Source organism: Hymenobacter radiodurans (genome assembly GCF_004355185.1).
GTDB classification, from domain to species: domain Bacteria; phylum Bacteroidota; class Bacteroidia; order Cytophagales; family Hymenobacteraceae; genus Hymenobacter; species Hymenobacter radiodurans.
This window is the reverse complement of record NZ_CP037921.1, coordinates 16,448-34,091: the sequence shown is the minus strand read 5'-3', so window position 1 is coordinate 34,091 and position 17,644 is coordinate 16,448. Positions and strand designations below refer to the sequence as shown.

Here is a 17,644-nt window from a genome sequence, read left to right as displayed (position 1 = left end):
CCCTAGAGGAAGAAGGCGCGGAGTACGGTGGCCACCACTACCAGGAAGATGCAGCTGCCGAACCAGGAGGTAGCTACCTTCTGCGTATCCTGGTCGCCCGAGTTCCACTTGCTGAACACCTTGACGGCGCCCACCAGGCCCACGACGGCGCCGATGGCGTAGATCAGGGTCGTGGCGGGCTCGAAGTAGCTGGTCACCTGGGCCGTGGCCTCCTGAATGCCGGCGGCCCCGTTGCCCTGGGCGAGCGAACGGGTAGCGGTGGCCAGGACAAGCAGCGCGGTACCGAGCGCCTGGACTTTCGTGAGGAGGGAACGGCGAGAATGAAAGAGGGAGGGTTTGGTAAACATAGTGGTAAGAGAATAGCGTGAAAGAAAAAGTGAAAAAAGGCTACTAAAAACGTTAGTTCTAAGCAGGCTCCGCCACCTCGGGATAGGTGGCAGCGGTAAGTTGCTGGGCGCTCTTTTTACTCCGTTGGTAGAAAGCTTCGAGGACCTGGGTGCCCACCAGCGCGGGTACTTCCTTCGTCAGCTGCTGGTGGGTGATCTCGCCGGCCGCAGCGCGCTCAAAAACGTTGTTGAGCTGGGTCACACTGACCGTAAAATTCTCTTCAAACTCTTCCACCGTCTCTTGCTCTCCTACTGGCACAGGAGGGGCTGAATCGTCCGATTCGGCTTCCGTATAATTAACGGAATTTCTAATAAGAGAATTTTCATTATTGCCAAAATCATTTCCTTGATTTTGCTGGAGATCTTCGTTGGTTTCCTCGTTGATCTCTCGTTGAGCTTGATCATCGGCTTGGTCGGGAGCCTGAGCCGACACCTTCTCCACGGTTTCTTCTTCCCACACTTCGCCTGGCTCATCGGTGACCGCTTCCGTAGCTGGTGGGGCCTCTTCGTTGGCGGGAGCGAGGTCAGCGGGAGTGGGAAGCACGACGGGCGCTTTCGGAATCAAGGGCCCCCGGTTGAGCAGCGAGGTAGGGGGCGTAGGTGAGGCCTGGGCGCCAGCTGCTTTGCCCTTTTGGCCCGCCAGCAGGCCCAGTACTTCTGCCCGGTAATAGACCAGCGCCACGTACGCGTAGTATATGACGAGCAGGACGGCCATTGTCCCGAAGAACTGGGGCCACGTGATCATTTTAAACATAGCGGTAGCGATATAGGATAAATAGGGGCAAAGCGGTGGCTAGCACCCCTGTTTTAGGGGTTTGTAAATCAGTAACTTAAGCAATAGGCGAGGGGGGAGGTTAGATCAGCAGGCGCTTCTTATTCTTCTTTTCCTGCTCGACCAGGAAGGCGCGAATGTCCGGACCAAAGGTTTCAAAGTGGTGGGTGATGATATTGGCCAGCAAATCAGCCAGGGGGGTATTATCGCTGGCCTGGATGATCGCGCTCAGGGTACGGTGGGCATCCTCGGTGATATACACTGCCTTATTCTTCTTCTCGCGCCCCCGATAGAGGAAGGTTTCGGCGTAGTCAGCCCGGCCGCCTTGCTCCGCCGGGGCCGTTTCTTTTCTTCCCTTTCGTTCGGGCTCTTCCGTGCGCTCTACTTTCAGGCTAGGCGCGACAGGAGCCGTTTCAGTAGCGGCTTCAAGGATGGGTAGTGCTTGCATAGCAGTTTCGGACTCAGAGGAGGAATCAGCTTCAGCGGCAACCACAGGGGACGCGGGTTGACGGTTGCGGGCAAACGAGCTAATAAAGGCGTTCACGTCGGGAGCATTCTTGAAGGCGGCCATAGGTCAAGGATTAACGGGCTTTGACCGCCTCGGTGGATACGATGGCTTTCGCGGGAGTCGATGCTTCGTCGGCAAATATGATCTGCGCCATTTCCTGCACCAGGCCACTGATACCCAGGTGCATAAACTCTCTAGATAAGGGAAAAATGGTCGAGCGCATGGCCTCCTTCTTGTAGTTCACGCTGTGCTCTAACCGACTCTGCAGGAAGGGAATCTGTTGCTGGGCAAACAGCTCCTCCGTGCGCCGGTAGAATTCCTGCCGCTCGCTCTTGATATGCTTGTTCCAGAAGGCATAGTATTGCTTCAGCCGGCTGCCGGGCTGGCCTTTGGCGAAGACCTCCAGGGCCGCGGCAAAAGGCAGGGTAGCCTCGACACTCAACACGTCCGCTTCCAGGGGCATGAACACGTAGTCCAGCTGCCGCCACAGCGCCAGCAAGCCCGGGACATTGATGGTGCCTGGCGTGTCGATAAACACTAGGTCGAAGTGTCCGTCCATCTCTTTGGCCACGTCCAAGGCCTCAAGTACCTGACAGCCCACGATAGGGTAGGCCTGAATACCTAGGGCCTGAAAATCAGCAGCTTTCGTTGGATCGGCCTGCAGTTGGGCTAGCTCTTTCTCGCGTAGCCCCTCCAGGGAATGCTGCGGATAGTCGCAGTCGATGACGGCTACTTTCTCCTTCCCCAAGAAGTGAAAGAGGGAGGCGGCCAGGATGTTGACCGTTGTTTTGCCCACGCCCCCCTTCTGGGCTGAGATCGAGATGAACTTGGTCGTGCTCATGGTAGACAAGGAAGAGTAGGGGCGAGAGGGGACGCGACAACCGGCAGCACTTAGCGAAGAAAGCATGTAACTCCTTCGCTGTTTACAAATTTATAATTGTAGTTGAATAAACCAACAAATATTAATTTAAAATTGTAAAAAACGATTTTATCGTATATTCGATTTGTTGGAGTTGGCAATAGTTGCGCAGCTACAGGCATAGGTTGCTAGTGGGTTAAAGCACTAGGTAGATGGATAGCTATCAGAATGAATGTTTAATGATCAGCTTAGTTAGTTATCAGACTATTGACTTATCAGACTAATTATTTATCAACCTATCAAACCAACTATTTATCAGACTAGCAGAGTATCAAGGAAGGTGGCGGGCAGTTGAAATTGGGTTTAGTAGTGCGGGTGGGCTACGAGTGAGGCTTGTTGAAAAGTATTGTTTTTTCAAGAGTGACTTATCTTATAAAATTAGCTTTTCTATATGTTTCATGTTGGTCAGCAAGCCATGTCTTTGTGCGCACAAACCCGGCGGGTAAGTGCCCCCAATGACTCTGGCGAAATGGACGCAAGCTATTTCCCCTTGTCTTGTCAGACCCCACCTAAGCCGAAGCAGAAATGGAAGTAGAAGCACTACCGGAGCTAGATCATGAGGGAGGCGATAAGAGCCAAAAGGACCAGCACATCAACGTGCGCATCTCCTCGACGGACAAGAAACTAGTCGAAAAAAAGGCGGCCCAGGCGGGTTTGAAGACCGGCGAGTACATGCGCCGCGCCGCGCTGGGCCGGCAGATTACGGGCAAGATTCCGCCCGAATTTCGGCGTATGCTGGCCGCGACGGGCAGCAATCTGAATCAGCTCACGCGCCTCGCCAACGCGGGTAAGCTCCGTGGCGCCAGCGTCCAGACGTTGAACGAGCTCCTTACCCGGTTACTGGAAACGCTGAAATGATTGCCAAAACAGTTACCGGCAATGACTTCAGCGGCGCCCTGGAGTATGGGGCGGGCTTGCGTTCGGACCGCACCAACAAGCAAGCTGAGCTACTGAGCGTGGCTAATCTGGGTAGCCAGGAGGCGGGCGGCATGGCGGCGGAAATGCGGGCCGTGGCCGAGATGAGCAGCCGGATTCAGTTGCCCGTGTGGCACACCGTCTTGTCGTGGGCCCCAGGCGAAACGGTAAGTCGGGCGCAGAAAGTGGCGGCGGCCAAGCTCTACTGCGAGCTGATGGGGGCCAGCCTGGAGCGCCACCAAGTGGCCGTGTTTGAGCACAAGGATAAAGACCATCCGCATATTCATATTTACCTCAACCGCGTGCCCATGGATGGGGGCCCCGCGCTGCGCAGTGATCAAAACTACGCCCGCAATGTGCAGGCCACCCGCCAGATTCGGGAGCAGCTGGGTATGAAGCCCTTGCCCAAGCGCCGGGTCACTACCAAAGACGTGGATCCACGGAAGGAAGAAGCCCGCGGCTACGTGCGCGAGCAGCTGACGGCCGCCCTGCAGGACGCCAGCATTCGCTCCCTCGACCAGCTCATCGCCCGGCTCCAAGCGCAGCAGATAGAAGTGGTGCTCAAGCGTGACGCCAAGGGGGTACTCGTTGGCACCAGCTTTCGCTATCAGCAAACCAGCGTGAAGGGCACCGACGTGGGCGTACGGGCCCAGCAGTTGCGCGACCACTTCCGCCCCTTTGGGTCCGAGACCCTGCGCACCAGTAACCAGCTCACTCCGGGCCACCGCAGTACCCCGGCCGCAGAGCCGGCACTGGCCCGGGCCGACGATGGGACACCAGGCAGCTTGCTTAGCCTGAGCGATGCGAGTGGCCCGGCTGGGTTCAGCCCTGGCCTCGATGATGCCGAGCGCAACGAGAACGAAGGACGCCGGCGCCGGCGTCGGCCCAGGCTCTAAGACCCATCCGTTAGCTAGCCGTCACCTAAGAAAGCGCCCAAAGCAGGGCCCCAGCCCATTCTTTATTGTCCCCCAGTTACCTAGCCGTCACATAAGCAATCTATCCCTCACTAGTTAAGTAGCCCCGGTCATGGAAGATGAAAAAAGCCTCCGGAAGATCATGGACTTCATGCGCCTGATCAGTGTACTGCTCGTGCTGCTGCACGTCTACTACTACTGTTACGGCTTCTTTAGCGAGCAGCACCTGACGGCCGCCTGGTCGGGTCAGCTACTGACCCGGTTCAGCACGAAAACGGCCCTGTTTCAGGCCCCCTACGTGACGAAGCTGGCGGCCGCGGTATTCTTAGCGCTTTCGTGCCTGGGGACGCGGGGTAGGCCCAAAGAGGGCCAATCCGGGCCGCCCATTGCGAGTAGCCTAGCGGTGGGGGCGGCGCTATTCTTTGGTAGTGGGCTGCTCTTGGAGCTGGCTTACTCACCGGCCGTGCGCACGGCCCTGTATAGTAGCACCACGGCCGTCGGCTTTTTGCTCCTGCTCCGGGCCGGCAACTTGATTAGTCGCCTACTGAAGATGAACCTGATGAGTGATATTTTCAACTCTGAAAACGAGACGTTCCCCCAGGAAGAAAGAAAGCTGGAGAACGAGTTTTCCGTGAACCTGCCCACCTCGTACCAACTAAAGGGCAAGAGCCGCCAGGGCTGGGTCAACATCGTCAATCCGTTTCGCGGGACGGTGGTGTATGGCACGCCGGGCTCGGGGAAGTCCTTCGCCATAATCAACCAATTCATCAAGCAGCACCTAGCCAAGGGCTTTACCATGTACGTGTATGATTTTAAGTTCGATGATCTGAGCCGCATCGTGTATAACGAGCTGCTCAAGCACCAGGACAAGTACAAGAACCCGGTGCGCTTCTACGTGATCAACTTCGATGACCCGCGCAAAAGCCACCGCTGCAATCCCCTCTTACCCGCGATGATGACCGACATCGTGGATGCCTACGAATCGGCCGCCACCATCATGCTCAACCTAAACAAAAAGTGGATCGAGAAGCAGGGCGAGTTCTTTGTCGAGTCACCCATCAACTTCGTGGCGGCCATCATCTGGTTTCTCAAGCTCTATGAAAATGGCAAGTACTGCACCTTCCCGCACGTGATCGAGTTTCTGGGCCGCGAGTACCAGGAAATGTTTCCCATCTTGGCCTCCTACCCCGAAATCGAAAACTATGTGCGCCCGTTTATCAGTGCCTACCAGGGCGACGCGATGGAGCAGCTGGAGGGCCAGATTGCCTCGGCGCGCATCCCGCTTTCGCGCCTGGCCTCGCCTCAGCTCTACTGGGTGATGAGTGGCAACGACTTTACCCTGGATATCAACAATCCGGCCGAGCCCAAGGTCTTGTGCGTGGGCAACAACCCCGCGCGGGAAGTCATTTACGGGGCCGCCCTAGGGCTGTATAATGCCCGCCTGGTGAAGCTGGTTAACCAAAAGGGCAAGCTTAAAACCTCCCTTATCATTGATGAGCTGCCGACCATCTACTTCAAAGGATTGGATAAGCTGATCGCCACGGCCCGCAGCAACCAGGTTTCTACTTGCCTGGGCATTCAGGATAAGAGCCAGCTGGACCGCGATTACGGCAAGGCTGAATCCTCCGTGATTCAAAATACCATCGGCAACGTGCTCTCGGGGCAGGTCACGGGGGAGAGCGCCGAGGCCCTGAGCAAGCGTTTCGGCCGCATCGTGCAGCAGCGGCAGTCGCTGACCAGCAACAGCCGCGACACGAGCTACACCCTGGCCACCCAGCTCGATAGCATGATTCCCGCCAGCACGATTGCCGGCCTGAGCCAAGGCACCTTCGTGGGCGCTGTGGCCGACAATTTCGGCGAAGAGATCAGCCAGAAGGTGTTTCACGCCAAGATTATGGTCGATGTAGCGAAAACGAAGCAGCAGGAAGGGGACTACGCCGACATTCCCGACATCACCAGCTTCGTCGACCCGGCGACGGGGGAGGACACCACGGAGCAGGTTATCCGCTCCAACTACAAGGCTATCAAGGACGATATTGCGGCCATTGTGAAGACGGAATTGGAAAGGATTGCCAGCGAACCCAACTTGCAGCACTTACTCCACACCAAAAAGGCGAAGGCAAAAGCATGAACAAAAAGTTAATTGGTAAAAGGCTGGCGGCTCTGCGGGACGAGCTGGCGGGTCCAGGCGAGAAGAAGTGGACGATCGCGATGGTGGCCGAGGAAACCGGCTTGACCCAGAATATGGTCGGCCAGATGGAGCGTAGCGGGGCCGGCGGCATTGAAATCTTCATTTCGTATCTGCTTTTCTTCTATCGCCGGGGCTATAACCTCAACTGGATCATCTTGCCCGACAACGCGAGCGTCTCCAAAAAGCGTCTGGAAGAGGATGTCAAAACTATCGATATGCGAAGTGTGGCAAATCAATTCCAGTATATGCGAGAAGCGATTGAAAGAGAGATAGATACGGCGTTTAAAGCGTTGGAGGCATAGCAGCCTGAAACTTTGCTTTAGTAAGATAATCAGTTATTTTAGAAAGCAATACCTGAAATACCAATATCGCAGGCGTGAATTGTTATATTTGCTAAGGCTGGCCCCAGGGTGGCGTCAGGTGGTGTAACTCATTAACAAACAGCGATATGACTGAGCAAGCCGAACCAACGTCCGGTGCTGGAGAGCAGCCCAATCCCCAAGCCGTAGGGCCAGCAGCGGTCCCGAAGAAACCCGCCGTTCTCAACGTCGAGGAAACGCGGGATGAATTCATCAAAAACGCCCAGCCCGTGGCCGCTGCCCTCCGCCAGCGGGGCAAAGAAGCCGAGGCCACGCAACTCGAGCAGGCCGCCCACGTGATTGCCCTAGCCGTTGGGGCCCCGCGGCAGGCCACCCCGGGTGATGCCCTGAAGGGCGAATCAGTAAGCCAGGTACTCCAGAATATCTGGGACGTTATTGACAAAGACCCTGCGTTGCAGAAGCTGCCCCAGGCCCAGAACCTGCGGAAGGCGGGTCTGGCGCTGGACGGGGCGGGGCTGCTCAACATCACCATTCGCGATGGCGTAATCGTGAGCTTCGTCAGCAACTTTGCCGACAACTTCAGCCAGGCCCAGAAAGCCGTAGGGAAGCCCGGCGAGAGGCCCCAGGTAAACCTAGTGCGGCCTTCTCTCACTGCCGCAGTTGGGGCGCAGCAGCCAGCCCCAGCTCAGATACCGGCACCAACGGCTAAGCCCGCGGCCGGGGAGCAGCCGGCAGCCGCGCCGGCGCTAGCGCCTGCGGCGGCGGCAAAGCCTACCTCGCTACTCGCGCCGGAAGTCCTGCAAAAAGCCAAGGCCCTCTACCAGGAAAACCAGCTAGGAATGGCTCCTATTAGGGCCGGTTTCACGAGGGAGGATTTGCCGCTGCCGCTGCTGGAGAAAATGGGGGTGAAGGTAGCCGAGCTGGAGCAGTCCGGGCAGTTGCAGAAGCTGCTGAGTGGGCAGAAAACCGATCTACTCTCGTCCTTCTCCCTACGCAATGCGCACGGGGAAGAAATCCCCTTTGCCGCCAAGCTGGTGCTGCGGCGCGACGCGGCGGGCGCGCCGAGCCTGCAGTTTGATTTGCCCAAACAGCAACTAGTCATTCCCGAGCAGATTCTAGGCAAGGAGATTACGCCGGCCATGAAAGAGCAACTGACCACGCACGGGGTAGTACCGCTGAGCGAAGGCTTCCGCGATGGCAAGGGCCAGACGTTTGCCGCCTACGTGGCCATCGATCAGGAAATGAACCGGGTGGTCGCCGTTCGCCGGGAGGGTATCGCGGTGCCCAAAGAGCTGCTGGGCGTACCGCTGAGCCCGCAGCAGAACCAGCAGCTCCTGGGGGGCTACCCGACGAAAGTAACGGGGATGACCAACCAGAAAAGCCAGTTGTTCGACGCGACGGTCGTGCTCGACCCCGTCAAGCGAACGCTCCGCTTCCGCGACGTCCAGCCGCACGTCGCGCAGCAGCTAACGGAAAAGGATGAGGCGGTAGCCCCCCGGCCCAAAATGCGAAGGTAAATCTACTAGTTTTGTGAAAATCAGTTTCCGAGCCTTCCGGGAGCTGATTTTCTTCTTACAGTAAGGAGTACCCGCCCCAGTCCAATACCCACGCACACACACACCGCAATAATGCAGCAGTCCCGTTTTCTCGTTGTCCATGCAGACGCCCCGTGAGCCCGAACTCACGTTCGACCAGGTCAAGCAGGCGATTAACTTGGTCGATTTAGTCCTGACGCTGGGCTACGAGCACCACCGCCAGCAAAGCGGCCCCGCCCTCGACCAGGGCAAGTTCCACACCTTTAATTATCGCGGCAAGGCGAAGCTGGATCAGGTAATTATTTACAAAGCCCCCTCTGGGGACTACCTGTATTTCAACCGGGCCGACGAGCGCGACAAGGGCAGTGTGATTGACTTCCTGAAAAACCGGCTGGAAAACCCGCGCATTGCCGGAATTCAGGCCAGCAGGGGCAAAAGTATCTGGGGCAGCGTCCTGGATAATGCCCGGCGCTTTCTGAATCTGCCGGAGCCTCAGCGCAAGACGAGCCCGCAGTTGCAGCAGCTAATTATCCCGGTACAGCGGGGGGATCAGTACGTGCCCGACTTCCTGCGCCAGACCATGCCCCTCACGGACACGCGCCACCTGAATGCGCGCGGGTTGAGCAATGAGACGCTAAGCAACGGCTGTTTTGAGGGGCGCATCCTAAACCAAGTGCACGAGGGCGTCAGTAAGACCGGCCAGCCGTATAAGTTTGTGAACACGGCTTTTCCGCAGGTCTACAATGACAAGATTGTGGGGCTGGAAATCAAGGCCCAGGGCTTCCAAGGGCAGGCCGCTGATTCGCTGAATTCGTCAGCCCTGTGGCTCTCCAATAGTGGGCCCAAGACCAACACCCTCCTAGTGACGGAGACCGCCATTGACGCCCTCTCGCACTATCAGCTCAAGCAACCCACCAACACGATGTACGCCTCCACGTCGGGCCAGCTGACGGGTAACCAGGTGGTCGAAATCCGGCGGCTCATTACCAACCAGAACCTGAAGACGGTGAAGCCCGCCTTCGACCATACGGTGGCGGGTCATGTATTCGATACTAAGCTGATTACGGGCCTGGCGCACGTACTCACGCCGATGCATATCGAGCGCAGCTTGCCGGGCCAACTAACGGTCACCATCAACTCGGATCAGGAGTCTTATTTCCGGAAGCTACACGAGCAGACGAAAAACTATAATCAGCAGGTAACGGAAGGGTATTTCCAGTTGGCTGGCCGCCATGCGCCCCCCACCCACACGTTGCAAAGCGAGCTGATCCTGGCCGGCAAAGAAGCCGACAACCGCTATCAGTTTCACATCCCGAAACGAGTGGAGGCACTCGCGTTTTTCAACCGGGCCCTGCTGCAAAGCTACCCGATGAGCGTGAAGATGGATTTGGAAAAGTCGCGGGCTTCTGACTGGAACAACCAGCTGAAAGAGAGCCTGAAGGAAAAAGCAAACGCGCAGGTACCGGATGCCTTGGCGGCCGAGGAAGCGAACCGCCGCCGAAGCTTGCGTAGATAAGCCATAGGTTGGGGTAGGAAAGGGTAGCCAGCCTATAGCATTACTGCGAACAGTATACCGCCCATCGACCTTTTTTCCTCTCCGGGAAGCGGAGGGCGTAGTCATCGCAGCAGCGCAGAAGGGTCAACAAGTCAGGCTCAGAAAGAAAAGCACCGCTTGATTTCTGAGCCTGACTTGGGGGCCTGTGGTAGTCGTTTTTGTAGTCAGGGGGTAGGGGAGGAGGGAGGCCCCAAATCCGATGATTTTCTGAGCCTGCCGTTCCAGCTAGTTTTAGGTACATCGTCCAGTCAGACGCAGCCTGCACAACCTATGCGGACCGCTCACCCAGGCAAGGACGAAATCAAGGTAAAGGCGAATAGTTATTTAAGTAGTTGCTTAAATACGAAAACAGTAGCTTTGGGGAAAATAGCCCTATGACTTCCCCTTCCTGCATCCGGGTCTTTGCCGATACGGGCCACATCGAGGCCAGCCAGCAGCGCCTGAAGGCCGCCGCACCGCAGTTGCAGACGCTGGCCGCGGTGCTAGCCCTGACGGGCAACGAAGTGCGCCTGCAGCTGCTGTTTCTGCTACTAGACCAGCAGCAACTCTGCGTGTGCGACCTGGCCGACGTGCTGCAGATGAATGTGTCGGCCATTTCCCAACACCTACGCAAGCTCAAGGACGGCGGCGTGGTGCAGGCGCGCAAGGTCGGGCAGACCGTGTTCTACACCCTGACGCCCGCCCTGCGGCCCCTGGTGCAGCCCCTGCTGGCGTCCGTTTCCACCCCCCTCACTACCGCTGCTGTATGAGCCAACCTGCTACCACTTCACCCAAGTCCCTGGCCGGCACGGGCCTGCTGGCGGCGCTGGCGGCTTCGCTGTGCTGTATCACGCCCCTGCTGGCCCTGGTCGGTGGGCTGGGTGGCGTGGCCTCTACCTTCTCGTGGCTGGAGCCCCTGCGACCCTACTTGGTGGCCTTGACGGTGGGGGTGCTCGGCTTTGCCTGGTACCAGCAACTCCGGCCCATAGTCGTAGCGGCCGATGACTGCGGCTGCCCCGTGCCGGCCAAGCCGTCGCTGATGCAGTCACGTGGCTTCCTGGCCAGTGTGACGGTGGGGGCCGCGCTGCTGCTAGCCTTTCCGTACTACGGGGCCCGCTTCTACCCGTCGGCGGCACCCAAACCGGTGGTGGCCACCAGCGCCGGGCCGGTGTGGCAGACAAGTTCCTACCGCATCGGGGGCATGACCTGCGAGGCCTGTGCCCGCCACGTGGAGCACGACGTGCAGCAGCTGCCGGGCGTGCAGCGCGTGCAGGTCTCCTATGACCAGGGCACCGCCCAGGTACGCTTTAACCCAAACGTGACACCTGCTGCCCAGGTAGAGCAAGCCATCAATGGTACCGGCTACTCGGTACTGAATCCCACGTCTTCCCGTTAAGTGTCCAAGTTATGATTCCCCTAACGCCTGCTATTGCTACGCCAGCCGTCACGCTGACCTCGGTGCTCACCTGCCCGGTCTGCCAGCACGCGCAAGCCGAGCAGATGCCCACTGATGCCTGCCAGTGGTTTTACGAGTGCCCCAGCTGCCATACCGTGCTCAAGCCGCTGGCCGGCGATTGTTGCGTGTTTTGCTCCTATGGTACGGTGCCCTGCCCGCCCATTCAGGAGCAGGGCAAAGGCGCCTGCGGCTGCTGCTAATTACCCGCGCCGCTTCGTTTTGCTTTTTGCTGGTTAATTCAACCCCATGGATGGACTCGTGGGCCACGTGGGCCTGGCCGTGCTGACCTTTGCCGTTACCAACGTCGATGACTTGCTCTTACTAGGTTTATTTTTCAGCAACCCCCGCTATCCGACCCGCTCAGTCGTGGCTGGCCAGTTCCTCGGGGTTGGTTTTCTGGTGGGGGTCAGCTTATTCGGGCTGCTGCTCGGCCAATGGGGCCATCCGCAGGTGATGGGCTGGCTCGGCCTAGTGCCCCTGGCGCTGGGGCTACGGGCAGCGTGGCGCCTGCGGAAAGCGGCGGCCGCTGAAATAGCAGAGTTGAAGGAGCCAAACGTGGGCTCTACTCTACTGCAGGTAGCCGCCATCACCATTGCCAATGGGGCAGATAACCTCAGCGTTTACATTCCCTTGTTTGCCACCCTGCCAGCGGTGACCGTGGGGCTGTACTGCGGGGTGTTTGCCGTACTGGTAGGCCTGTGGTGCCTGGTAAGCTATTACCTAGTACAGCACCCGGGCGTCCACAAAGTACTGGCTCGCTACGGCCACATCATCTTACCCTTCTTTCTCATCGCCCTGGGCGGCTGGATACTTTTCGAGACCCAAGCCTACACTTTGGTGCTGCGTTAGGTGGTGCCTGTTGCGCTACATTTGCTGGTCGAGCAGACGCTGCAGGTCCGCCGGCAGGGGCATCGGTTGCTCTGCTCTCACGTTGGCACCCCCGGTATTTCCCGTCGGCACCCGGCCGACTAACGAACCGAGGAACCCAAATACAATACGGGGAAGCTGACCTAAAATTTCCCGCCCGTTACGGGTACGCCAGCCGTGCCACAGCATGAGCAGGTGCACGTGCGTGTGGGACACGGCCCAGCGCTGCCCCAGCACATGCGCCCGCTCCAGATGATGAAACGCGCTGGCCGCATCCTGCCGGGCATAGGCGGCCCGGGCGGCTTGCAGCTCCTGCTGAAAATGGGGCCGCAGGGAGGGAGGAAGTAACAGGGTTTGCATGGTTTCGATAAGGATTGGTTACTCGATAGCAGGTGCCGTGTGGGCCTGCAGCCAGCGCTGGTACTGGTTGATTTCAACCTGTTGGTCCTGCACAATGCGGCGGGCCTCCGCCCTCAACTCCGGGTTCCGGCCAAAGGCCAGCTCAGTCTGCGCCAGGGCCACGCCACTGCGGTGGTGCACCTGCATGAGCGTGGCAAAGTCGGCGTCAACGGTGCCGGGTAACACCGGCAGCTGCCGTAGCGGGGCCAGCGCCGCGGCTATCCGCCGCACAAACGGGTCGCGGTTGTTGCCGGGTCGGTACTCCTGGCCCTGGGGCGGATCCCGCCGCAGCGCCAGCAGCAGCACCTGCTTGTCCCGTCGGTGGCCCTTGAGTACGTGCTGGGCCATGGTGCGTAGGGTGGAGTCCAAGCCATGGGAGATCTCGACCGCCGCCAAGCGCTGGGCCCCGGCGTGGTGCACGGCCATCAGGCGGGCAAAGTCTTCGTCCCAGCAGCCAATGCGGCGCACCGTGTCCAATTGGCGCACCAGCAGCTGCAGGGAGTCGGCCAGATTCGGAAGCCCGGCCACCGAGGCCGGAGCCGGCTTGGCCGCGCCGGGTATTTTGGCTTCGTGCGCCGCCGAATCAGCGGTCTCGGAACTACAGCTGCTTACGGCCAGGGCCAGGAGTAGGGCCGCCAGCAGCAGCGCCCCGCCGGAACGGAAGTAGGGGCGGGGCGCCGGGGTGCAGCGCGTGGAAAGCAGGTCGGGGTGCATGGCAAGCCGCGGTTATTGGTTAATACCGGATCCGATGAGGGGAACGTCGTAGGGGGGCATGGTAAAGGGAGAGAAGGGGTGGGGAAAGACAGGGTATTCCTGAGGGGGTACGTGGACCTACTTGTGGTCCGGCTCGATATGCACCAGCACGTTGTACACGGCCGGCCGGGCTTGCTTGATGGCCGCTTTCACGGCCCCGGCAATGGCGTGGCCTTGGCGCACGCTGATGCCCCCGTCCACCAGCACGTGCAGGTCCACAAAAAACTCAAAGCCCATCTTGCGCACGAAGCACTTCTCGGTGCCCACGACCCCGGGCACGGCTTCGGCCAGGGCGCGTACGTCCGCGACCCAGGGGCCGGCCGGGGCTTCGTCCATAATTTCCCCGAACGCAGGCCGGAAGATGTGGTAGGCGTTGTAGACGATAAAGCCGCAGGCCACCAGCGCGGCCCAGTCGTCGGCACTCTCGTAGCCCGCCCCACCCAGCAGGGCAATGCTAATGCCCACGAAGGCCGTGCACGAGGTAATGGCGTCGGCTCGGTGGTGCCAGGCATCAGCCTTGACGGCGGCGCTGTCTACTTCCTGGCCCACGCGCATTACCCGGCGGTAAAGGGTTTCCTTGAGGGCAATGATGACGGCCAGCACGGCCAGCGTAAAGCGCGCGGGCAGGGCGTGGGGCGTCTGAATGCGCTGAATGCTTTCGTAGGCGATGAAAGCGGCCGCACCCACGAGGGCGGTGGCGACCAAAATGGCCGCCAGGGGCTCGGCTTTGCCGTGCCCGTACGGGTGATTTTCGTCGGGCTCGCGGGCAGCCGTGCGCAGCCCCAGCCAGACAATGCCGGAGCTCACAATATCGGTGGCGGACTCGATGGCATCGGCAATCAGGGCGTAGGAGTTGCCCAACACGCCGGCTGTGCCCTTGCCCAGCACCAGGGCCATGTTGGCCCCAATGCCCAGCAGCGTCGAGGCCTGGCCGCGCTCGGCGCGCTCACGGTTGGTGGGAGAGGCAGTTGGGGTCATATGGTTAGGCGCGTAGGAGTAGGTCAGCCGGCCCGCAAGTAGCGCAGGCCTCTTTACAAGTGGGTTTCGTGCTGGGCAAACTCGCCGCGCTCCACCTGAATGGTAGCGTGCTGCACGGCGTGCTGGCCCGTCACGTAGGCGTGGGCCCGGGCCAGCACCTCGTCGTGCTGGGCGCCCTCGGCCAGTACGATGTGGGCGCTAAAGGCGTTGACCCCGGAAGTGAGCACCCAGGCGTGCAGGTCGTGCACGCCGGCTACCCCGGGCTCGGCCAGCAGGCCTTGGCGTAGGGCTGCCAGGTTCACGTCGGTGGGGGTGCCTTCCAGCAGCACGGCCACGGCTTCCTTGAGCAGGGTCCAGGTGCGGGGCAGGATGAACAGGCCAATGCCGGCCGAGAGCAGCGGGTCCGCATAGTACCAGCCGGTGGTGAGCATGAGGATGCCCGCCGCGATGACACCGATGGAGGTGAGCATGTCCGAGAGCACCTCGAAGTAGGCGCCTTTCATGTTCAGACTTTCACTTTTGCCCTGGCGCAGCAAATACATGCAGTACAGGTTGATGATCAGCCCCACGCTGGCGACCCACAGCATGGTGGTGCTCTCCACCTTGGGCGGATTGAGAAAGCGGAAATAAGCCTCGTAGAGGATGTAGAGCGAAATCAGGATGAGCACCACCGCGTTGGTGAGGGCCGCCAAAATTTCAAAGCGGTAGTAGCCGTAGGTGCGCTCGGGGGTGGCGGGCTTCTCGGCGAAGCGGATGGCTAGCAGGGCCAGGCCCACGCCGGCCACGTCGGTGAGCATGTGGCCCGCGTCAGCCAGCAGGGCTAGGCTGCCGGTGAAGTAGCCGCCGATGACTTCGGCGACCAGGTAGGCCAGGGTCAGAAAAAAGACGATGGTCAACTGGCGCTTATTGCGCCCGGCGGCGCTGCCGCTCATCCCGTGGGCGCCACTCATAAAGTCGAGTCATTATGGTGGTGGGGGCCCTGCCGCAGCTCCGCGGGCATTTTCTCAATAACCGAGGGCGCGGCGGCGGGGGGCGGAGCCAGCGCGGGCGGACCACTAGCTACCACCCCGGGCGTGGCGTAGTCCATGCGCTGGATGCGTACGGCGTTAAGAATAGCCAGCAGGGCCACGCCCACGTCGGCAAACACCGCTTCCCACATGGTGGCCAGGCCCCCGGCGCCCAGGGCCAGCACGATGCCCTTGACAACAAAGGCCAGCCAGATGTTCTGCCACACCACCGAGTGGGTGGCGCGGGCGATGCGCCGGGCGGTGGCAATCTTGCTGGGGTGGTCGGTTTGAATCACGACGTCTGCCGTTTCGATGGTGGCGTCCGAACCCAGACCCCCCATGGCAATGCCCACGTCGGCCAGGGCCACCACCGGCGCATCGTTGACCCCATCGCCCACGAAGGCCAGCTTGCGGCCCGCATCCTTGTACTGCTGCACGTAGTGGGCTTTGTCTTCGGGCAGCAGCCCGCCGTGGGCCTCGTCAATGCCGAGTTCCTTGGCCACCCGCTGCGTAATGCTGTCCTTGTCGCCGGAGAGCATCACGATTTTGGTGATGCCATCGGCCCGCAGCTCCTGCACCGTGCGGACGGCATCTTCCTTGGGCGCGTCGGCTACGGTCAGGTAGCCGGCGTACTTCCCGTCTACGGCCGCTACCACGATGCTGTCAACGATTTGGTCGACTTCAGCCGGGTAGGCCACGCCAAACTTGGTGAGCAGCTTGGTGTTGCCCGCGAGCACGTCGCGCCCGTCAACCCGACCGCGCATGCCGTGGCCACTGATTTCCTCCACGTTTTCGACGGGTACCCCGGCCGTGGCGGCGCCCACGTGGAGCACCACGGCCTTGGCGATGGGGTGGGTCGATTTGGTTTCCAGCGCGCCCACCAGGCGCAGCAGCTGCGGGGCGTCGAGGCCGGCCGCTGGCTGCACCTGCTGCACGGCAAACACGCCCTGGGTGAGCGTGCCGGTCTTGTCCATGACCACCGTGTCGAGCTCGCGCATTAAATCCAGGAAGTTGGAGCCCTTGAACAGGATGCCGTTTTTGGACGCCGCCCCGATGCCGCCGAAGTAGCCCAGCGGAATGCTGATGACCAGCGCGCAGGGGCAGGAAATCACCAGAAACACCAGGGCCCGGTAGAGCCAGATGCGAAACACGTAATCATCCACCACGAAGTAGGGCACCACGATGAGCAGCACGGCCAGGGCCACCACGATGGGCGTGTAGACCTTGGCGAACTTGGTGATGAACTGCTGGGTTTTGGCCTTGCGCCCCACCGCGTCCTGCACCATGGCCAGAATCTTGGCCAGCTTGGTGTCTTTATAACTTGCCGTAACCGCCACCTGAATCAGCGACTCCAGGTTGACCATGCCGGCCAGTACCACTTCGCCGGCCTGCTTGGTCTGCGGCACCGATTCCCCCGTAAGTGCCGCCGTGTTGAACGAAGCCGGGCCTTTGGCCAGCGTGCCGTCCAGGGCTACTTTCTCGCCGGGCTTGACCTCGATGGTATCCCCCACCACGACCTGCTTGGGGTCCAGGACCACCGTTTGCCCGTTGCGGATGACGGTGACTTCGGTGGCCTGGATTTCGAGCAGGGCTCGGATGCTGCGCTTGGCCCGGTTCACGGCCGCGTCCTGAAACAGCTCGCCCACAGTGTAGAATAGCATCACGGCCACGCCTTCCGGGTACTCGCCGATGGCAAAGGCCCCGAGCGTGGCCAGGCTCATGAGCAGAAACTCGTTGAAGATGTTGCCCGAGGGGATGCTCTGCAGGGCCGAGCGGATAACCTTCCAGCCCACGAGCAGGAAGGCCACGCCATACCAGCCCAGGCGCACGTAGTCAGCAAACCAGGCCACGTCGAAATAGTCCATGGCCAGGCCGCCCAGCAGCAGGGCCAAACTCACCCCGGGCCACAGGTAGGGGTTGGCACTGGCCGGGCCGTGGTCGTGGTCCCCATCGCCGTGGTCGTGGCCGGCGTGCGCCTCGGTGGCCTGACCACCCAGGTCGACGACCTTTTTACCAACGGGGTGGTTGTGGCCCGTGTGGTCGTGACCGGGCACGTCGTGGCCTTCGGGATTGGCGGCCGCGTCGGGCGTGAGCTGCTCGCGGGTGAGGGCGCCCACGTTTTCGAGCTGCACCTGCTTGGCAGTGTTGAGCTCTTCGTCGGTGTTGGAGGAGGTTGGGTCAGGCATAGGA

General features: G+C 60.2%; 19 protein-coding genes. 10 read left to right on the top strand and 9 right to left on the bottom strand.

Annotated elements, in window-relative coordinates; translation table 11 throughout:
• Positions 1–2: 2 nt before the first annotated feature.
• The 4 genes from EPD59_RS00160 to EPD59_RS00145 all read right to left on the bottom strand — a co-directional run bounded on the left by EPD59_RS00160 (position 3) and on the right by EPD59_RS00145 (position 2,507).
• Positions 3–347, bottom strand: a complete 345-nt coding sequence (locus EPD59_RS00160) for a DUF4134 domain-containing protein (protein ID WP_133271018.1) — start codon at positions 345–347, stop codon at positions 3–5.
• A gap of 58 nt (positions 348–405) precedes the next feature.
• Entirely contained in the window at positions 406–1,140 is a 735-nt protein-coding gene (locus EPD59_RS00155) for a hypothetical protein (RefSeq protein ID WP_133271017.1), read from the bottom strand.
• A 100-nt stretch (positions 1,141–1,240) separates the two neighbouring features.
• Positions 1,241–1,729, bottom strand: a complete 489-nt coding sequence (locus EPD59_RS00150; RefSeq protein ID WP_133271016.1) for a DUF3408 domain-containing protein — start codon at positions 1,727–1,729, stop codon at positions 1,241–1,243.
• Positions 1,730–1,739: 10 nt separating this feature from the next.
• On the bottom strand, positions 1,740–2,507 hold the full coding sequence (locus tag EPD59_RS00145; protein ID WP_165963410.1) for a ParA family protein: 768 nt from the start codon (positions 2,505–2,507) through the stop codon (positions 1,740–1,742).
• 603 nt (positions 2,508–3,110) lie between these two features.
• Between EPD59_RS00145 and EPD59_RS00140 the strand changes: the two genes are divergently transcribed.
• The 10 genes from EPD59_RS00140 to EPD59_RS00095 all read left to right on the top strand — a co-directional run bounded on the left by EPD59_RS00140 (position 3,111) and on the right by EPD59_RS00095 (position 12,299).
• Positions 3,111–3,443 (top strand): plasmid mobilization protein, encoded by a 333-nt coding sequence (locus EPD59_RS00140; RefSeq protein WP_133271014.1) that lies wholly within the window; start codon positions 3,111–3,113, stop codon positions 3,441–3,443.
• On the top strand, positions 3,440–4,396 hold the full coding sequence (locus EPD59_RS00135; protein ID WP_133271013.1) for a relaxase/mobilization nuclease domain-containing protein: 957 nt from the start codon (positions 3,440–3,442) through the stop codon (positions 4,394–4,396). Before EPD59_RS00140 ends, EPD59_RS00135 begins: the two co-directional genes overlap by 4 nt.
• Positions 4,397–4,526: 130 nt before the next feature.
• Positions 4,527–6,545 (top strand): conjugal transfer protein MobC, encoded by a 2,019-nt coding sequence (mobC, locus tag EPD59_RS00130; RefSeq protein ID WP_133271012.1) that lies wholly within the window; start codon positions 4,527–4,529, stop codon positions 6,543–6,545.
• Positions 6,542–6,907, top strand: coding sequence for a hypothetical protein (locus EPD59_RS00125; protein WP_133271011.1), 366 nt, complete (start codon positions 6,542–6,544; stop codon positions 6,905–6,907). The genes mobC and EPD59_RS00125 overlap by 4 nt, the downstream gene beginning before the upstream one ends.
• A 146-nt stretch (positions 6,908–7,053) precedes the next feature.
• Complete coding sequence (locus tag EPD59_RS00120; protein ID WP_133271010.1) at positions 7,054–8,442, top strand: DUF4099 domain-containing protein; 1,389 nt, start codon at positions 7,054–7,056, stop codon at positions 8,440–8,442.
• A gap of 139 nt (positions 8,443–8,581) precedes the next feature.
• Positions 8,582–9,976 (top strand): toprim domain-containing protein, encoded by a 1,395-nt coding sequence (locus EPD59_RS00115; RefSeq protein ID WP_133271009.1) that lies wholly within the window; start codon positions 8,582–8,584, stop codon positions 9,974–9,976.
• 413 nt (positions 9,977–10,389) lie between these two features.
• On the top strand, positions 10,390–10,764 hold the full coding sequence (locus EPD59_RS00110) for an ArsR/SmtB family transcription factor (RefSeq protein ID WP_133271008.1): 375 nt from the start codon (positions 10,390–10,392) through the stop codon (positions 10,762–10,764).
• Positions 10,761–11,390, top strand: a complete 630-nt coding sequence (merTP, locus tag EPD59_RS00105) for a mercuric transport protein MerTP (RefSeq protein WP_133271007.1) — start codon at positions 10,761–10,763, stop codon at positions 11,388–11,390. Before EPD59_RS00110 ends, merTP begins: the two co-directional genes overlap by 4 nt.
• 11 nt (positions 11,391–11,401) lie before the next feature.
• A complete protein-coding gene (locus EPD59_RS00100; protein WP_133271006.1) occupies positions 11,402–11,650 on the top strand; it encodes a GDCCVxC domain-containing (seleno)protein in 249 nt (82 codons plus the stop codon).
• A 46-nt stretch (positions 11,651–11,696) separates the two neighbouring features.
• Positions 11,697–12,299 (top strand): cadmium resistance transporter, encoded by a 603-nt coding sequence (locus tag EPD59_RS00095; protein WP_133271005.1) that lies wholly within the window; start codon positions 11,697–11,699, stop codon positions 12,297–12,299.
• 15 nt (positions 12,300–12,314) lie between these two features.
• Here the strand turns inward: EPD59_RS00095 and EPD59_RS00090 are convergent, their stop codons facing one another.
• The 5 genes from EPD59_RS00090 to EPD59_RS00070 form a co-directional block, all read right to left on the bottom strand.
• Positions 12,315–12,677, bottom strand: a complete 363-nt coding sequence (locus EPD59_RS00090; RefSeq protein ID WP_133271004.1) for a DUF3703 domain-containing protein — start codon at positions 12,675–12,677, stop codon at positions 12,315–12,317.
• Between the two features lie 18 nt (positions 12,678–12,695).
• Complete coding sequence (locus EPD59_RS00085; RefSeq protein ID WP_133271003.1) at positions 12,696–13,430, bottom strand: DUF305 domain-containing protein; 735 nt, start codon at positions 13,428–13,430, stop codon at positions 12,696–12,698.
• 117 nt (positions 13,431–13,547) lie between these two features.
• Positions 13,548–14,447, bottom strand: coding sequence for a cation diffusion facilitator family transporter (locus EPD59_RS00080; protein ID WP_133271002.1), 900 nt, complete (start codon positions 14,445–14,447; stop codon positions 13,548–13,550).
• Between the two features lie 53 nt (positions 14,448–14,500).
• Positions 14,501–15,397 carry a cation diffusion facilitator family transporter gene (locus tag EPD59_RS00075; RefSeq protein ID WP_133271001.1) on the bottom strand — a complete coding sequence of 299 codons (897 nt, stop codon included), beginning with the start codon at positions 15,395–15,397 and terminating at the stop codon, positions 14,501–14,503.
• A complete protein-coding gene (locus EPD59_RS00070; RefSeq protein WP_133271000.1) occupies positions 15,394–17,640 on the bottom strand; it encodes a heavy metal translocating P-type ATPase in 2,247 nt (748 codons plus the stop codon). The genes EPD59_RS00075 and EPD59_RS00070 overlap by 4 nt, the downstream gene beginning before the upstream one ends.
• Between the last annotated feature and the right edge of the window lie 4 nt (positions 17,641–17,644).

Excerpts from the sequence above, each read along its gene's own strand:
- EPD59_RS00160 (WP_133271018.1), bottom strand. The coding sequence starts at position 347 with ATGTTTACCAAACCCTCCCTCTTTCATTCTCGCCGTTCCCTCCTCACG.
- EPD59_RS00155 (WP_133271017.1), bottom strand. The coding sequence starts at position 1,140 with ATGTTTAAAATGATCACGTGGCCCCAGTTCTTCGGGACAATGGCCGTC.
- EPD59_RS00150 (WP_133271016.1), bottom strand. The coding sequence starts at position 1,729 with ATGGCCGCCTTCAAGAATGCTCCCGACGTGAACGCCTTTATTAGCTCG.
- EPD59_RS00145 (WP_165963410.1), bottom strand. The coding sequence starts at position 2,507 with ATGAGCACGACCAAGTTCATCTCGATCTCAGCCCAGAAGGGGGGCGTG.
- EPD59_RS00140 (WP_133271014.1), top strand. The coding sequence starts at position 3,111 with ATGGAAGTAGAAGCACTACCGGAGCTAGATCATGAGGGAGGCGATAAG.
- EPD59_RS00135 (WP_133271013.1), top strand. The coding sequence starts at position 3,440 with ATGATTGCCAAAACAGTTACCGGCAATGACTTCAGCGGCGCCCTGGAG.
- mobC (WP_133271012.1), top strand. The coding sequence starts at position 4,527 with ATGGAAGATGAAAAAAGCCTCCGGAAGATCATGGACTTCATGCGCCTG.
- EPD59_RS00125 (WP_133271011.1), top strand. The coding sequence starts at position 6,542 with ATGAACAAAAAGTTAATTGGTAAAAGGCTGGCGGCTCTGCGGGACGAG.
- EPD59_RS00120 (WP_133271010.1), top strand. The coding sequence starts at position 7,054 with ATGACTGAGCAAGCCGAACCAACGTCCGGTGCTGGAGAGCAGCCCAAT.
- EPD59_RS00115 (WP_133271009.1), top strand. The coding sequence starts at position 8,582 with ATGCAGACGCCCCGTGAGCCCGAACTCACGTTCGACCAGGTCAAGCAG.
- EPD59_RS00110 (WP_133271008.1), top strand. The coding sequence starts at position 10,390 with ATGACTTCCCCTTCCTGCATCCGGGTCTTTGCCGATACGGGCCACATC.
- merTP (WP_133271007.1), top strand. The coding sequence starts at position 10,761 with ATGAGCCAACCTGCTACCACTTCACCCAAGTCCCTGGCCGGCACGGGC.
- EPD59_RS00100 (WP_133271006.1), top strand. The coding sequence starts at position 11,402 with ATGATTCCCCTAACGCCTGCTATTGCTACGCCAGCCGTCACGCTGACC.
- EPD59_RS00095 (WP_133271005.1), top strand. The coding sequence starts at position 11,697 with ATGGATGGACTCGTGGGCCACGTGGGCCTGGCCGTGCTGACCTTTGCC.
- EPD59_RS00090 (WP_133271004.1), bottom strand. The coding sequence starts at position 12,677 with ATGCAAACCCTGTTACTTCCTCCCTCCCTGCGGCCCCATTTTCAGCAG.
- EPD59_RS00085 (WP_133271003.1), bottom strand. The coding sequence starts at position 13,430 with ATGCACCCCGACCTGCTTTCCACGCGCTGCACCCCGGCGCCCCGCCCC.
- EPD59_RS00080 (WP_133271002.1), bottom strand. The coding sequence starts at position 14,447 with ATGACCCCAACTGCCTCTCCCACCAACCGTGAGCGCGCCGAGCGCGGC.
- EPD59_RS00075 (WP_133271001.1), bottom strand. The coding sequence starts at position 15,397 with ATGAGTGGCGCCCACGGGATGAGCGGCAGCGCCGCCGGGCGCAATAAG.
- EPD59_RS00070 (WP_133271000.1), bottom strand. The coding sequence starts at position 17,640 with ATGCCTGACCCAACCTCCTCCAACACCGACGAAGAGCTCAACACTGCC.